Consider the following 15,896-nt stretch of genomic DNA (forward strand, 5'->3'; position numbering starts at 1 on the left):
GTTCGGCAACCTGCGAAGCGCCCCCCGCGGCGTGACACGTTCCGGCATCACGGCGCCGCGGGGGCCGAAGGCCGGATCACTCGATGATCAGCGTGCCCTTGTTTCCCTGATGGAAGTCGTCGAAGAATTCGTAGCGTCCCGGCTTCTGCGCCTTGACCTTCACGACGCCTTCCATGTTCGGCTTGATCACCGTCTCGAACTCCAGGGGCTCGCTCTCGAACTCGACCGGCGCGCCATCCAGATTCTTGACCTTGAACACGATCGGCGTGTCGGCCGGCGCCTTCATCTCCGTCGGCTGAAACTTGTTGTCCTTGACCGATATCTCGATCGTGGTCTCCGCCGCGCCCGCCGGAAGCGCGAGCGCCGCGATCAACAGCGCGGCGGCTCCTGCTGCCTGTACCTTCCCAAAGAGATTCATGGTGTATGTCCCTGTCCCGAATTCACCCGAATGTGCCGGACGGCTTCCAGACGCTCGCCTGTTTCGACGAGTCTCCGACACTTCATAGAACGACTATAAAGTCCCGAATGCGGCAATTTGCCGTGTCCAAATTTGACAACATCGTTGTGTGCGACAAAGCGCGCGACTTTATTAGTTGCGTAGCGTCGCGGCGCCGCGCAGATGCATCGGCTTGAGCATCGCCGACGCGCGGCACCGAATGACAGCGACGAAAATCAGCGGTTTCTGCGGTCGAGAGCAGCATGATCGCCTTGGTTCGCATCGCGGCTGTGCTGATATGAGACACGACAGGTCATGCAGCGTCGTCGCACACCCCGCGAACCACACGAGACTCACGTTCGACCGCGCGCGCTGCGCGCAGCACATGCATGATCCTCATGCGCCGGCTCGTCGAGGCGACTGCGAGCGAGATACACGCATAGGAACGCGCTCGCGCTGGTCCCGCGCGGCATGGACCGAAATGTGCGTGTGCCTCCATCCAGCTCGAGCCGTGCGCGGACAAGCCTTGCGCGCACCAGAAATGAAATCAGACGCGAGCCCGCCCGCCCATATCGGCGGCGAGCGCACACGACCGATGCCCGCCGCCTCACCTGCCGACCCCCAGCCGCTTGTCGTGAATGCTGAGGGACCGCGGCATGCGTGCGGGCTTCGCGGCGCCCGACGTCGGATTCACGCGCAGGGGCGGCAGATCGGGCACGACGGATACGTGCTCCTCGTTCGCCATCGGCTCGGGCTCCGGGTTCTGCCGTGCGACGCTGCGCGCCGCCGCCGCACGCACGATTCCGGGCACGCGCTTGCGTCCCGTGACCATCGCGCGCATCAGGTTCTCCCGCTGCAGCACGCTCATCCACACCGTGCCGAGCACATGCACGGCGATCAGGGCGATGATGGCATTGGACGACAGCGCATGCGCCTGTTCGATCCAGCCGACGCCGAAGAACCGGACCGAGACCTGCATGACGCCGCTGATGGTCGAGACGATCAGAAGCGCGAGCATCACGACCAGCATCGCGGCGCCTGCCGGGTTCAGCCCGAGATAGCGTCCCGTCTCTCCGCGCAGCATGCCCACGATGTATTGAGGCGCCGCCCGCAGCTTGAGGCTGATCCGCGCGAACAGCGAATGGCGGCTGCCGATCAATCCCCAGATCAGCCTGAAGGCGAGCAGACCGATGACGGCGTAGCCCGCCAGCCGATGCAGGCGGTCGAACGTGTTGGGCGTGACGCAGGCGACGAGCACGAAGGCCGCGAGCGACCAGTGCCAGACGCGCAGCGGAAAATCCCAGACCGCCACGGTCCCCGAACTTGAGTTCGCCGGCATCTCGGAGGAGACGCTCCGCTGCGCCCGGCCTGCGTCACGCATGACCATCAGATCACTTCGCCTTCGTATGCTTCAGTGCGAGGTCCTCGGGGCTGTAGAACAGCTCATAGAGCTTGCCGCCCTTGACGCCGTAGACCTCGTAGCAGGTGCCCTCGATCTTGGTCTGGCGGACCTCGTAGCCGGCAGCCTTCGCCTTCGCTTCGGCCTCGGCCGTTGTCTTCCACGACGCCTTGTCGAGCTTGGTGCAATCCTTGTAGCCGTCGGCGAGCGCAGCGGAGCCCGACGCAAGACCCGCCGCCAATGCCACAACCATTATCTTGATGACCTTCATTATCAAATCCCTCCTCGAAGACTGCGCCATCGGCGCCAACAGCGCTCGATGCGCGGGCTACAAAGGGGAGGGAGATTTCAACGAAACTTGGACATCGCATTCCGCGGCGGACGGCCTCGAACACGCATGCGCGGCTCGAAACAATCCGCATCCGGCCGCAATGTCGCTGAGATGCGAACTCATATACGTTCCAGTCAGGATCGAACCGTGTCGGCAGGCTGCTGATCTTTTTCCGGAATCGGCAACGTGCGTAGTTCCCCGTACGTTGCAACTGATATTGATTCGCAAGGATGTAGCAGCACTGGCGCGAGGCGCACGCGCCTTCCTCGCGCATAAGGCGTCACTGGCGATGCGCGCGGGACCACACTCCTGCCCGATTGCGGCTGTGACCAGGGTGAGGCGAGAAAGGAACCGACAGCTACACGGCTGCGACCTTAAGCCTCAGAAAAAAATATTCTGAGCGCTGCGATCGTTCACACGACCGGAGCGATATCGGTACCGGAAAATGACAATGCGGCTGTGCGCACGCATCTACCAACCGTCAAGCGCACATGCGTGCGAACCGCGGTATACCGAAGAAGCGATCCTGATCTCAGGGCCGGGCGCTGCCCTTGCCGACACCGACCACCGGCCAGGATGGCGGATCGCTGCAGGGAAACGACTTGTCGGATGCCTCGGCAACGACGTCCCAGCTCGCGTCGGGATCTGCCATGGAATCGCGCCCGGACGAGCGGCCACGGCCGGGTGAGCTGCCCTTGCTCTCGCCGCCGCTGCGGAGCGCGACGTCGGCGCGCCTCGCGAGCCTTGGCGCGAATTTCGACATGCTTCATTCCATCGCTGCGGCAGACAGGATGATGATGGATCGCCCTTGCCGCTATGGAGCGACAAGCGCCGCCCTCGGCGATGGTTCCACAAGGAGCGACCGAGCTTGCGTCCCACGGTCGCGCGTAAGCAGACGCACATCAACGCGCCCGGCCACCGGGAATGGAGAGGTCGTCACTTCGTCCCGGAGAAGACGCGGCTGATGAAGTCGGAGCTCTCGGGCGACTTCGTCGTCTCCGGCGACGGCTCGGGCTGGGCCGGCGGTTCGGCTGGTACGGATCGGATCTGCGGTCTGTTTCGGGCGCTGACGCCACGCGTCGCGCGCGCCTCCTGCTCGCCTCCGTTCGGCTTGCTCACCGTGATCATGATCTTCTCGGAGATCACCGGCGGATCGAAGTTGAGATGCCTGGTGTCGCCCAGCACGAGCTGCAGCGTGTGCTTGCCGGGCGACAATTCGATCCGCGCCTCCGTCTCCCCCGCTGCGTAATGAACGTGTTTCTTGTCACGCGGAATCTCCTCGCCGGCCTGCATCGTCTCGTCGACGTCGACCAGAAGATGATGATGGCCACTGCCGGCGAAATCGTCACCCGCATGGGTAACGCCCATGTTGCGAAGTCCGAAGCGAGCGATGACGGGCCCGGTCACCGTCTCCCCGTCCGCAGGGGAGATGAAATAGACGCGGGCATCCTTCGCAGCCTTCGTTCCCTTGGCCGGCGCCAATGACGGCGCGAGCACGAGCGATGCAGTCAGGATGAGGCAGAGTCGCGCAGACCTCGGCAGCATGCAAATCCCCTATGGTGAGAGCGCGACGCGGAAACCCAGGGTCGGATGCCGGATGCGGCCGTCATAGCGGTCGCGGCTGCCGGCCCGCGCATCGGCGGCGCCGTTCTTCCACGATCCCGAGCGGATGACGCGGGCATAGCTGCTCTCCTCGAGCCAGGCCGATCCGTCCGCCGGCGCGCCCTTGTAGTTCTTGTGCCAATTGTCGGCGACCCACTGGCCGATGCCGCCGCCCATGTCGAACAGGCCGTAAGGATTGGCCTGGACGCTGCCGATTTTCGGCGGCTGATCCGTCTCGGCCTCGCCGGCGCCGTTGCACCCCCTGCAACTGGCCATGCCCGGGCGCATGCGATCGCCCCACCAATAGCGGGTGCGCTGGCCGCCGCGCGCGGCGTATTCCCACTCGGCCTCGGTCGGCAGCCGGTACGACTTGCCGGTCGCCTTCGACAGCCAGCCGAGATAGGCCTGGGTGTCGTCGTAGCTCAGGTTGGTGACCGGACGATCATCCGCACCGATCGCGATGTCGGCGCAGCTTGCCGCCGCGACACACTGCCTCCACTCGCCTATCGTGACGGGATACTTGCCGAGCGAGAACGGCCGCACGCTGACCTGATGCGCCGGCTGCTCGGACTCGTCGTCGCCACCCATCGCAAAACTGCCGCCGGCGATCGCGACCAGCTCAGGCACGCGCAGCTTCGACTCGGCTTCCGGCGCCGGCGCGGGCCGCGAGATGGCTGCGGTGTCGGATGATCGCGCCAGCGTCGCCTCGAGGGGCGGAGCCGCCTGGCGCGGCGCGATGAAGGCGCTGGACGGCGATCGCGAGGCGTCCTGGGGCGTGCTGGCGGGTTCCAACAGGATCCGGCGCGGCGAAGGCAGCGGCGCGGCAGACTGCGCCTCCCGCTGCGAGCTCGACGATCCGGCCGACCCAGGCGGCGCCTGAATCAGCAGCCCGATCTCGCGTAGCGGCAGCAGCACGCCGCCGAGGAAGACGATGCCGAGGACCACGACGCCGAGCGCTCCACGGATCAGCTTCTTGCGAGCTCCTGCAGCCGGTGCGAACAGGGCCTTCAGCCGGCCGCCCTCACCCGTCTCCTCCTGATCATCGTCGCCGCCGTCGTCCCATCTGTCCGGAAGGGACGCCGCCGGCGCGAGCGACGGGCGCGGACGCACCGGAGAGATAGCTGCAGGTTCTCGTCGAGCCGCACTCTCCGGCTCTGCGATCTCCCATTCGGCGTCGAGCGACTGCTCGAGCGCGCCGCACATCATCAGCAGCAGCCCGCCTTCGCTCTTGCCGGTCCAGCGCTCCTGCACCTCGGGACACTCGACCTGATCCTCGACGCGCAGGAAGCTCGGCGGACGCATCGGGCTGAGCGAGACCTGCACCGTACGGCCGCAGCGCCGGCAGGCCACCGCGCGGGAATCCTCCGGCAGCGCATCCTCGGCAAGCTTGGGAGCCCGCAGCCATTGCAACGCTGAACTCTCGCTCATGCTGTCCTCGCTCGTGATGCCCGCCAACCCCGTCACTGACCCCAGCTGGCGAACACGTCCTTGAACACGCGGTCGCCGTCGGATCCCTTCTCGATCGACAGCAGCGCCCGGTTGCCGCCCTCGTAGACGATCGGAATGTCGAACCACTGCTTGCCCTTGAGAAGCATCAGGTTGCGCTTGGTATCGACCTCGTTGGCGGACAGCGCGACCATGAAGTATTTCGGTGTCACCCTGGCGGTCTGGGTCACCAGCGCCGTCCCGCGCTCGGCCTCCTCGCCCTTCAGGCCGATGCCCCTCAGGCTGTTGAGGCCGCTCACCGACTGATCCGGCCAGTCGAACTTGAGCTCCATGACGTGGCTCGCCGGCATCTCCATGTCGGCGTTCCGCCGCAGCGAGATCGTGGCCTTGGTGCCGTTCTCGATCTCGATCTCACCCTTGATCGCCGGCGCCGCATCGAGTCGCGGCCCCTTGCTCTGCTCGATCGACCAGGTGACCTTGCCCGGATAACGCTTGCCCTTCGGATCCTGCGGATCCTCATGGTAGAGGAACGCCTGCGCCGGTGTGCTAACCGGCACGCTCATGCCGACCGTGGCATGCTCCTCGGCCGCGGCGACAACCACCGGCTTGGCCTCCGGCGTGATCCGCTCTGCATTGACCTTATGGGCGCCCGGTTCGCTCGGCAGATCCGACGCTGCCGTCGCACCGCTCAGGGACAGCTGGATCCATTCCGACGCGCGCTCCCAGGACACCGCCGCACCGACGACTGCCAGCAGTCCGGCCGCGGCAAATGCCATCACCCGCCGGCTCGGCCGACGGCGGCGTGGTGCCGCGGCGTTCTCCGTCGACTTGAACGCCATCTCGACGAGGGAGGGATGAATCTTGATCTCTGTCGCCGGCGCTGCAGAAGTCGCAGCAGCGGCTGGAGCCGCAGCAGCGGCGGCGGACTCAGTGGTGGCAGAAGCCGCTGCCGCAGCGGGTGTCGCAACGACGCCAGGCTTCACGGGCTCTGCCGGCGCGGCGCTCGTGGACTCCGCCTCGATCTCCGCCGTGACCACCTTCTTTTCGGCAGGGCGCTGCGGCACCGCAAACCGATCGGCGACAATGACCGGCGCTTCAGTGACGGCGGCCGCGCGCGGTTGGGTCTGCTCGGCCGTGGCCGGCTGCGCGACGGCCGGAAGCTCGGGCGGAGCCGGAGTCACAACCGGCGTCACCATGTCCGCGGCCGGCTCGCGCGGCGGACGCCGGCGCAGAACGCGAACCTCCGGCGAGGGCTTGGGCGCAGCCGCGCGGCTCTCGGCCCGCTGCGGTATCGCGGGCGCGCTGGGCTTGGCCGCGGCAGCCGTGACGATGTCCGTCCCCGAGCGGCGGGCCATCGACAGATATTTCGCGACGGTGGCGATCTCCTCTTCGAGCGAGTGCGTCGTGATGACCTGCCGTGGCTGCGGCCGCTGCTTCGGCGCCGGCGCGCGGGCCGGCCGCGGCAGCTCGGCGGCCGGTACATCGGCCGGCCTGGACGTATCAGCGGGCAGCAGCGGAGCTGGGACCGAGGCTGCCCCGACGCCGGCAGGGCGCGCACGCAGCTCGATCCTGCGATCGGGAAAGAGGATCTCGGCGAGATCGCGCAGCGAGGCACCCGGCATCAGCAGCCGCCGCAGCGCCGGCGGAACGCGGCGCTGCGTGTTCGTCTCGGTGCGTTTGACAACAGTATCGTTGCGGCCGGCTTCGACCACGGCCCCGTCGTCGTGAAGCTCGTCGCTGATCAGAACCTTGCGGGCCCGCAGCATCGCCGTCAGTTCGCGCAGATCGGAGCGGGAGGCGTGGTCGATGACCAGAAGATCGAAGGTGCCGATCCGGGCCGGCAGCAACTCGGCGACACGCCAGGCCGGCATCACGTGACAGGGAATCTCCTCGAGCCAGCCGTCCAGAGACCTGCGCGCGGCAAACCGAAGTCGGCGCGCGGTCGGGCCGGAGCAGGCCGACGCCATCTTCTGCATCGAGTCCCTGAACCGCTTCACCGCTTGCCTGACGGCGCCGCCCGCATTCTGCGCGATGCCCAGCGACATGCGGGCGCCGATCACCGCTTCGAACAGGGCCAGCGACCGCGTCTCCAGCCGCGCGCGCTGAGCCGCGAGGTCATGCAGCAGCTGCCGCTCCTCCGCACTTTCGATCCGCATCAGCACGGCCCAATTCCAGGCCGCCACCCATTCCGCGAGCGTCGCCGCATCCTTCGCCTCGCCCGCGGCCGGCGCGGACCGCAGCCGCTGCGCCAGACTCGGCGCGCCCGCTGCAGTCGCCATCCGGCAGGCGGTCCTGACGAGTTCGTAGTCCGCGCTGGCCTCGCGGATCTTCTCCATGGTCGCGAGAATGCCTGTCCACCGCGTCTCGAGCTCCTCGGGCTCCGTCTCGGCGTCACCGACCCGCGACAGCACGTCATCCTGAACGGAGACGGCAAGCTCTCCCGCCCGGGCGAACAATTCGCCCAGCCGCGCAAGCTCGACCAGCGGTCCCGATACGCGCGTCATGACGGTCCGGATCGCCGCGCCGAACGCGGCCAGCCGCTGCGCATCCGCCAGCATCGCCCTGACCTCGCCGTCCGGCATCGACAGCTTGCAGCAGGCATCGGCCACGTTGCGGACGGCGAGCGCGGCCGTCACGATGGCGGCCTCGACGCTCTTGACGATGTGCTCGAGGTCATCGAACGTCCGCGCCGATTCCAATTGAAGCGCGGGTGCATCGATCTGCGCCGCGATCGACGTCCAGCGCGCGCGCAACGCATGCAGGTCGTGGCGCCACAGCAGGAAGCGCCCGACATATTGCCAGTCCGCCGGCTTCGACGGCGCGGCACCGTCCACCGTGATCGCTTCGACGGCGGCCTTCAGCGCGCGGCGCGAGGGCGAGAAGCGCGCGAACGGCTTCTCGCCGGCCGCAAGCCGCTCGACCACTCGGATCGCGTCCTTCCTGGTGAACGCCTCGACCGGCGCCTGCACCTGGCGCCTTGCGAATTCGGCGCTCCGCGACAGTTGGAACGAGGCATCACGCGCCCAACCCACGACCTTGTCGAGACCTGCGGGAGCGTCAGCCTTTGCGGCACCGAGCGGCGACAGCCGCGCGAGCCAGGTCTCCTCGGCGATGGCGCGATGGCCGGCTACCAGCGCATCGAGGTCGGCCGCCAGGCGGGTGGTTGCGTCAAGCCCGAAGGTCGCGATGGCGTCGAGCGCGAGATCCTCGTCGCGGCCTGCGTCCGACGTCAGCCCTGCCTGGTGCTGCAGCTCCGCGTGCAGACGCAGGATCGCGGCGGTATCGGGAAGCGCCGCGAGCTCCGGCAACTCGTCATCGATATGCTTGAGATCAGTGGCAAGCCGCAGCCGCGCTTCGCGCGCCTTGTCGACCGCCGTGACGAGCGGGTCCGTAGCCGCGAGCAGGCGCTTCGGCCGGTCGGTGAACCAGGCATGAATGGCCTGCTCGCCGATCAGCGCATCGAACAGATCGAACGGCAGCTCCGGCAAGCCGCCGCCGAGCCGCAGATTGCGCCCGACGATCTCGGCGATCTCGTCGTCCAGCGATGCGATCTGCGTGCGCTTCGAGATGATGTCGCGCTCGAGCCGGCCGATCTGACCGACATGGTCGCGCAGATTGGTCGCGTCCAGGATCGATTGCAGCCGGCCGGCCAGGGCTTCGGCCTTCCTGAGCACGTCCTTGTCGGAGCCCGTCGAGCTGACGGTCAGCTCGCGAATGGCCGGCGGCAGCTTCTGATGCAGCAGGGAAAGTGCAGCCTCGTCCCTGGACACGACGAGGACGCGCGAGCCGAGCGCGAGGTGATGGCAGACGACGTTGGCGAGCGCCGTGATCCGATCGTCCCGTGCGACGGACTGGACCATCAGGCCATCCGACCGGGACAGCTCGCGCACGATTTCGACATCCTCCACGACCGCCGGCAACGGGAAGAACAGATCTCCCTGCTCGATGGCGGCAGGCTTGGGCGCAGGCGCAAGGTCGATCGGGCCACCGACGACACTGGACAGATGCCGGCGCAAATTGGCGTGCCCTCGTCCATCCGGCTGCGACAGCAGCGCGCTCACGGCTTCCGACAGACAGCACTCGCTTTGCGGCGCATGCACGATCGCGTTCTTGAGGCAGTCGATGTCGCGCAGGGCGAGGCTCTCCGGCCGACGCCGCGCGGAGATGGCCCAGCGTCCCGACGTGAGCGTGGCCTCCGCGGCCTCCATCGCCGGCGCGCCGTCCGAAGGCACAGGATTGCGCGACGGCTTGTGACCGGATTGCACGCCTGCGGCGCTCAGGATCTGATCGAGGCCGATCGGCGTGAATGGCGACAGCTCTGCGCGCTGCTCCAGCACCTCGACCAGGCGGTCCGACCTGTCGCGCACGGCAAGCGCCGCGTCCGGTGCCACGGCATCGAGCGCCCTCAAATTGACGGTTGCGCCGACGAAGCGCGGCCGGACCCTGACCTCGGCATCCGGACGCGCGATGATCTCGATCTCGACCGCGCGCTCGAACAGCGGCAACTCGAATTCGCGCCCGCCCTGCCGCCACGATGACAGCGCGATGCCCCACAGGACCTCCATCGCCTGATCGGCGCGGATCGCGGCGGCCATGTCGCGCAGCTGCTGGTGGATCGCCATGGTACGGCGGCGCATGCGCTCGGTGTCGGCCCAGACGGTCCATGGCCCGCTGATATAGCGCTCGATCCGCTGCACGAGGTCAGGGCGCTGCTCCAGGCGCAGCCGTCCAGTCCAGGCGCCCAGCGCCGGGGCCGGCGAAAAATCCTCGGGCCGTGCGTGGCGGGCAAAGGTGAGGCGGTTCTTCTCGATCTCGTCGACCGTGACCAGGATGCTCTCGTGCTGCGATGGACGACGGTCGGGGTCGGACGACGGCTCGACCCAGGTTTTGAGATCGTCGTCGATGGCGGGCGACTCCGTCGCGGCGAGCGCCTCGACGGCGAGCCACACCGGGCCGTCGACATCGAAGGTATTGAGCACCACGCCCGGCAAACCCGCCAGCTCCTCCTGGTCGAGCGTGAAGCCGTGATCGTCGGCGAATGGATGATCCGGCTGCCGCTCCGCCGGGGAGCCCTCGGCACGAATGATCTCGGTCAGACTGCCGAGCACGTCCTGCAACGGCTCGACGGCCGATCCCGTGCCGAGCGCTTCGCTCGTCGAGAACGCCCAGGCGTCGGTCGGCGACTGCGGCTCCAGGGCCGCGGCGCCGATAGCACCAAGCAGCCGCATGCCGTGATCGGCTGCACTGTTCTGCGCCTTGCGATCGCCCGCGCCGGCCTCGTTGGGCCGCACATTCACCAGCTGGCTCATCGCGCAGATCCTTCTCTGAAGTCGGCCGCGACGTCGGCACGAGCGCGGCGAGAGGCTGACCGACAAGGATGGCCCTGCGCGTGATCACGGTGCGCCGGGCGATCGGAGAGTGGGTTCAGAGTGGACAAGCTTGCCTCGCTGCAACGTCGACGGAACTCCCGACTCGTTGCGGAGGCGTATGGCGAAGTGAGGTCACATCAATGACCCGACAGGTAGATGAATGTGACGATTCTCGCTCCCGTAGGAGAATCGGGAAAAAATCCCGGGTCATTCGATGAGGAAAATCGTGCGTAAGAAGTTTGTTGGTCTTGGCTTTTCGTGTAGCGCGGCGCGTGTGGCCGGCAACAAGCTTGGGTTGCGGACGAATACGCTGGAATGTGTCTAAGAATACTTCTAACGCTCAAGAAGAAATATCGGGACGCATGCCGAACGCCCGATCTCCCCGCCGCAGCGCGGCTACAGTCCAGGTTCGGCCACTTACCTGCCGCGCATGCGGCTCGCTTGCGAGACAGGCGCCACAAGCATCGGTGCCGGCGTGCATTGCACTGCGTCGCTCCCTCCGCAGGTACCGTGATCGCATCGACGGAAGCGGCGCGGACAGGACGCGCGCGATGGCCCGACGAAGTCCGGGGATGTCGCCGGGTCCTATGCGGCGGCTCCCGGCCGGCGCTGCTTGAAACACCCTCGAAGCTGAAGTAGCTGTTGTCGCAATGACATCGACGTCGTCCAGACGTTTCCCCGATCGATGGGCCGGGACTGCATGGTGAGGCAACGGACGAGAGCTGCGGCCGCATGCGGTGCCATGCTGTTCACGCTGGTTTCCCTGTCGTCGAGCGCGCAGGCGCAATCTGGCGGCGCAGCAGGCCGGGAGCCGGCAACGGTCAAGCTTTCCGCAACGCAGCAGAAGCAGATCGGACTCCAGACCGCCGTCCTGGCGGCGGAATCCCATCCCGAGCAGTTTCGCGCCTACGGCACGGTGCTGGACGTCGCCAGGCTGACCGACCTGACCAACAACTACGCCAATGCCCAGGCGCAGCTGCAGACGGCGCAAGCGAAACTCGACGTCGCGAGGCTCGCATTCGAGCGCGCCCGCGACCTCGTGCAGTCGGCGGCGATGCCGCGGAAGGACGCCGAAGCGGCGGAGGGCACGTTCCGGACTGATCAAGCCTCCCTGGCCGCGGCGGAATCCCAAGTGAAAACCTTGACGGCGACGGCGCGGCAGGAGTGGGGCGCCGTCATCGGAAAGGGCATCATCGAGCGTTCGCCGCAGGTCGTGCAACTGATCGAACGCGAGCAGCTGCTGGTGCAGGTCACGCTGCCGCCCGGCGTGACCTTGGCCGGGCCGCCGCGCGGCGCGCTGGCGCAGGCGCCCACCCGCAGCGCCAACATCGATCTGCGCTATTTGTCGGCTGCGCCGCGAACGGATCCGCGCATCCAGGGCGTGAGCTATTACTTCGTCGCCGCCGGTGACAGCGGGCTGCTGCCGGGGATGAACACCACCGCCTACGTGCCCTCGGGCAAGTCGTTCGACGGCGTCTTCGTCGAGGACACGGCGATCGTGCAATGGCAGGGCCGCTCGTGGGTCTATCTGCGCGCCGGTCCCGAGCTCTTCAAGCGCCACCCGATCCGCACCGACCAGCCGGTGTCCGACGACGACTATGTCGTGCAGGACATTCCGTCGGGCTCCGAGATCGTGCTGCGCGGCGCGCAGGTGCTGTTGTCGGAGGAGGCCAAGAGCGAGCTTCGCGGCGGCGGCGACGATGATTGACGGCGTTCGCGGCGCCGCAGCCGGTCCCCAGGCGGCGCTGATCTCGTTTGCCATCCGCTTCCGCGGCATCGTGCTGGCGCTGGCCTGCACTGTTCTGGCGTATGGCATCTTCTCGCTGGGCGGCGCGAATTATGCGGTGTTTCCCGAATTCGCGCCGCCGCAGGTCTCGATCCAGACCGAGGCTCCCGGGCTCAGTCCGGAACAGGTCGAGGTGCTGGTCACGCAGCCGATCGAAACCGCGATCAACGGTCTCGCGGGCGTCGAGAGCATGAGGTCGTCGTCGATCCAGGGCCTGTCGGTCATCTCGGTCATTTTCCAGCCCGGCACCGAGGTGTTCCGGGCGCGGCAACTGGTAACCGAGCGACTCGCGGTCGTTGCCGGCAGCCTGCCACAGGGCGTGCGGGCGCCATCGATGACGCCGCTGGTGCCGGCGGCCGGCACCGTGCTGGCGATCGGGCTGACCTCCGAGCAGCGCTCGCTGATGGATCTGCGCACGATCGCCGATTGGACCGTGAGCCGGCGGCTGCTGGCCGTCGCGGGCGTGGCGCAGGTCACGACCTATGGCCGGGACATCCGGTCGCTGCAGGTGCAGGTGCGGTCCGACGACCTTGTCCGCTTCGGCGTCGGCATGAACGACGTCGTCGCCGCCGCGCGCAAGGCTACCGGCGTGCGCGGTGCCGGCTTCGTCGACACCGCCAATCAACGGGTCATCCTGCAGACACAGGGCCAGTCGCTCACACCCGAGCAGCTGGCCCGGACGGTCCTGCTGCACCAGGGCGGCGCCAGCGTGGTGCTCGGCGACGTCGCGACGGTCGTGAACGCGCCGGAGCCGCCGATCGGGGGCGCGCTGATCAACGGCCAGCCCGGCATCATGATGATGATCAGCCAGCAGTTCGGCGCCAACACCCGCAACGTCGCGGCGCGCGTCGAGGCCGCGCTGCGGGAGCTGCGCCCGGCGCTCGACAGCGAGAAGGTCAGGCTGCACGCCGATCTGTTTCGTCCGGCGACCTTCATCGACGCAGCGACGCAGAACGTGCTGTACGCGCTGCTGATCGGCGGCGCCCTGGTCATCATCGTGCTGCTGCTGTTCCTCTATGACTGGCGCACCTCCGTCATCAGTTGCACCGCAATCCCGCTGTCGCTGTTATCGGCCGTGCTGGCGCTGCAGTGGATGGGACAGAGCCTGGACACGATGACCCTCGGCGGCCTCGCCATCGCGATCGGCGAGGTGGTCGATGATGCCGTGATCGGCGTCGAGAACGTGGTGCGCCGGCTGCGCGAGAACCGCGGCCTGCCGTCGCCGCGCAGCGAAGCGCGTGTGGTCTACGATGCCATGCTCGAGGTGCGCAGCGCGGTCGCCTATGCGACTTTCGCCGTGCTCCTGGTGTTCGTGCCGATCCTTGCGCTGCCGGGCCTCGCCGGCCGGCTGTTCGGGCCGCTCGGCATCGCCTACATCCTCGCCGTGGTGGCCTCGCTGATCGTCGCGCTGACGGTCACACCGGCGCTGTCGATGCTGCTGCTGGCCGGCCGGAAGCCGCGCGAGGAACGCGAGCCGCAACTGGTGCGCTGGTCGCGCGGCTCCTACGAGACGCTGTTGCGGCGGCTCGGCCGCTTTCCCAAATCGGTCATGGCGACGGCCGTGCTGGTGACCGCCGCCGGCGCAAGCCTGGTGCCGTTCTTCGGCGGCACCTTCCTGCCCGACCTGAAGGAGGGTCATCTGATCCTCCATGTCTCGACGCTGCCAGGAACCTCACTCGACGAATCGCTGCGGCTGGGCACGCTGATCGCCGAGGCCCTGCAGGGCGTGCCGGAGGTCCGCAGCGTGGCGCAGCATGCCGGCCGCGCCGAAGCCGGCGTCGATACCGCGGGCACGCATTCGAGCGAGATCGAGGTCGACCTGAAGCCGGGCCTGTCCGGCGAACAGCAGGAGCTGGCGCAACAGCGCATCCGCGCCGCGCTCGCCAACTTCGCCGGTATCAACCTGTCGATCAAGACCTACCTGACCGAGCGCATCGAGGAGACCCTGTCCGGCTTCAACGCCGCCGTGGTCATCAACGTGTTCGGCCCCGATCTCGACGATCTCGAGCGCGCGGCGCGCGACATCGCGCGCGAGCTCGGCGAGGTCTGGGGCGCGATCGACATTCAGCAGCAGTCGCCGCCGGGCATGCCGCAGGTCAACGTGACCCTGCGCCCGACCGACCTGCAATCCTGGGGCCTGGATGCGGTGGAGGTGCTGGAATTGATCCGCACCGCCTATCAGGGCGACGTCGTCGGACAGGCCTATGAAGGCAACGTGGTCTTCAACGTCATCGTCAAGCTCGACCCCGATGCGAGCGCCCGCCCGACCGAGATCGGCAACATGCCGATCCGCGCGCCGAGCGGCGCCTACATTCTCCTGAAGCAGGTCGCGGACATCTACGGCACCGCGGGGCGCTACGTCGTGCTTCATCGCAATGGGCAGCGCGTTCAGACCGTGACCGCCAATGTCGCCGAGCGCGATCTCGAATCCTTCGTGGCCGCGGCCAAACGGAAGATCGCCAAGGAGGTCAAACTGCCGCCGGGCGCGCATGTCGAGTTCACCGGCGCGGCCGAGGCGCAGGCCAAGTCGCGGCGCGACCTGCTGGTGAATTCGCTGCTGGCGACGATCGGCATCGTGCTGCTGCTGTCCTTCGTCACCGGGCACTGGCGCAACCTGGTGCTGGTGCTGATCAACCTGCCTTTCGCCTTCGTCGGCGGCGTCATCGCCGTCGCATTGACCGGCGGCGTGCTGTCGCTGGGCTCGATGGTGGGCTTCGTGACGCTGTTCGGGATCGCGCTGCGCAACTCGATCCTGATGATCTCACATTACGAGCATCTGGTCGTCGTCGAAGGCCGCGCCTGGACTCTGGAGACCGCGATCACTGGGGCCGCCGACCGCCTGGTGCCGATCCTGATGACCTCGCTGGTGACCGGCCTCGGCCTGCTGCCGCTCGCCCTCGGCGCCGGCGAGCCGGGCCGCGAGATCGAGGGGCCGATGGCCGTGGTCATCCTCGGCGGACTCCTGACCTCGATGGCGCTCAACCTGCTGGTGCTGCCGACGCTGGCGCTGCGCTTCGGCCGGTTTGCGCGCGGCGTGCACGCCCGCGGAGATGTCGCGGCGAGCTGATCTTGGGCGTTAGACGTCCGCGACGTTCGCCGCACGTGGCTGCTCGACGCGTCACCATGCGGGCCGGATGAAGACGATTGACTTCCGACCCGTGTTGACGAGCTTGCCACTGGTCAACTGCAGACCTTCGCGACCGAATTCCCGGCGTCCGCATTCAGCCCATTACGGACGCCACCGAGGCAGGCAGATCACGTACGCTCTCAGCCCATTACGGACGTGGAGGGCTGCTGGTATTCACGATCGAACCGGGCTGGATCACTATGTCCGGGTTACCTCCGGTCCTGACCGTTCGCGCGGACATCTTGGGGCGGCAGCCATGGGCCATTAGCGGAACGGTAGCGCTCCACTATTTGGAAGGCTTCTTGGTCAAAAGGCAGGTATGCTACCATTTGTAATGGCAGGCCCTGTTCCCGCGAGATGGTTGTATGGACGTAAAATCAGCCGCACGATTTAAACAGCA

Annotated in this window: 9 protein-coding genes; 2 read left to right on the forward strand and 7 right to left on the reverse strand. The window is 67.4% G+C overall.

The genetic code is table 11. The annotated features are described in order from the left end of the window. Positions 1 to 76 precede the first annotated feature (76 nt). The 7 genes from QX051_RS22920 to QX051_RS22950 form a co-directional block, all read right to left on the reverse strand. The gene (locus QX051_RS22920; protein WP_315736411.1) at positions 77 to 418 is read right to left on the reverse strand and encodes a cupredoxin domain-containing protein; all 342 of its coding nucleotides are present in this window, start codon (positions 416 to 418) and stop codon (positions 77 to 79) included. A gap of 625 nt (positions 419 to 1,043) precedes the next feature. Then, positions 1,044 to 1,817: a cytochrome b/b6 domain-containing protein gene (locus QX051_RS22925; protein ID WP_315777692.1), complete on the reverse strand. Its 774-nt coding sequence runs from the start codon at positions 1,815 to 1,817 to the stop codon at positions 1,044 to 1,046. 10 nt (positions 1,818 to 1,827) lie between these two features. Then, positions 1,828 to 2,106, reverse strand: a complete 279-nt coding sequence (locus QX051_RS22930) for a PepSY domain-containing protein (RefSeq protein WP_315736410.1) — start codon at positions 2,104 to 2,106, stop codon at positions 1,828 to 1,830. Positions 2,107 to 2,698: 592 nt separating this feature from the next. After that, complete coding sequence (locus QX051_RS22935; RefSeq protein WP_315777693.1) at positions 2,699 to 2,929, reverse strand: hypothetical protein; 231 nt, start codon at positions 2,927 to 2,929, stop codon at positions 2,699 to 2,701. Positions 2,930 to 3,102: 173 nt separating this feature from the next. Then, complete coding sequence (locus tag QX051_RS22940) at positions 3,103 to 3,711, reverse strand: DUF4399 domain-containing protein (RefSeq protein WP_315736408.1); 609 nt, start codon at positions 3,709 to 3,711, stop codon at positions 3,103 to 3,105. Between the two features lie 9 nt (positions 3,712 to 3,720). Further along, positions 3,721 to 5,196: a formylglycine-generating enzyme family protein gene (locus tag QX051_RS22945; protein ID WP_315777694.1), complete on the reverse strand. Its 1,476-nt coding sequence runs from the start codon at positions 5,194 to 5,196 to the stop codon at positions 3,721 to 3,723. A gap of 32 nt (positions 5,197 to 5,228) precedes the next feature. Continuing rightward, complete coding sequence (locus QX051_RS22950; RefSeq protein WP_315777695.1) at positions 5,229 to 10,523, reverse strand: AAA family ATPase; 5,295 nt, start codon at positions 10,521 to 10,523, stop codon at positions 5,229 to 5,231. Between the two features lie 760 nt (positions 10,524 to 11,283). Here QX051_RS22950 and QX051_RS22955 point away from each other — a divergent pair. Both QX051_RS22955 and QX051_RS22960 read left to right on the forward strand, forming a co-directional pair. Then, on the forward strand, positions 11,284 to 12,291 hold the full coding sequence (locus QX051_RS22955; protein ID WP_409998130.1) for an efflux RND transporter periplasmic adaptor subunit: 1,008 nt from the start codon (positions 11,284 to 11,286) through the stop codon (positions 12,289 to 12,291). Further along, complete coding sequence (locus QX051_RS22960; protein WP_315777697.1) at positions 12,284 to 15,436, forward strand: efflux RND transporter permease subunit; 3,153 nt, start codon at positions 12,284 to 12,286, stop codon at positions 15,434 to 15,436. The genes QX051_RS22955 and QX051_RS22960 overlap by 8 nt, the downstream gene beginning before the upstream one ends. Positions 15,437 to 15,896: the final 460 nt, after the last annotated feature.

Source organism: Bradyrhizobium sp. SZCCHNR1053 (assembly GCF_032381235.1).
Taxonomy (GTDB): domain Bacteria; phylum Pseudomonadota; class Alphaproteobacteria; order Rhizobiales; family Xanthobacteraceae; genus Bradyrhizobium.

Bases quoted from the DNA above. Each gene is read 5' to 3' on its own strand.
- QX051_RS22920 (WP_315736411.1), bottom strand. From the start codon at position 418: ATGAATCTCTTTGGGAAGGTACAGGCAGCAGGAGCCGCCGCGCTGTTG.
- QX051_RS22925 (WP_315777692.1), bottom strand. From the start codon at position 1,817: ATGCGTGACGCAGGCCGGGCGCAGCGGAGCGTCTCCTCCGAGATGCCG.
- QX051_RS22935 (WP_315777693.1), bottom strand. From the start codon at position 2,929: ATGTCGAAATTCGCGCCAAGGCTCGCGAGGCGCGCCGACGTCGCGCTC.
- QX051_RS22940 (WP_315736408.1), bottom strand. From the start codon at position 3,711: ATGCTGCCGAGGTCTGCGCGACTCTGCCTCATCCTGACTGCATCGCTC.
- QX051_RS22955 (WP_409998130.1), top strand. From the start codon at position 11,284: ATGGTGAGGCAACGGACGAGAGCTGCGGCCGCATGCGGTGCCATGCTG.
- QX051_RS22950 (WP_315777695.1), bottom strand. From the start codon at position 10,523: ATGAGCCAGCTGGTGAATGTGCGGCCCAACGAGGCCGGCGCGGGCGAT.
- QX051_RS22960 (WP_315777697.1), top strand. From the start codon at position 12,284: ATGATTGACGGCGTTCGCGGCGCCGCAGCCGGTCCCCAGGCGGCGCTG.
- QX051_RS22930 (WP_315736410.1), bottom strand. From the start codon at position 2,106: ATGAAGGTCATCAAGATAATGGTTGTGGCATTGGCGGCGGGTCTTGCG.
- QX051_RS22945 (WP_315777694.1), bottom strand. From the start codon at position 5,196: ATGAGCGAGAGTTCAGCGTTGCAATGGCTGCGGGCTCCCAAGCTTGCC.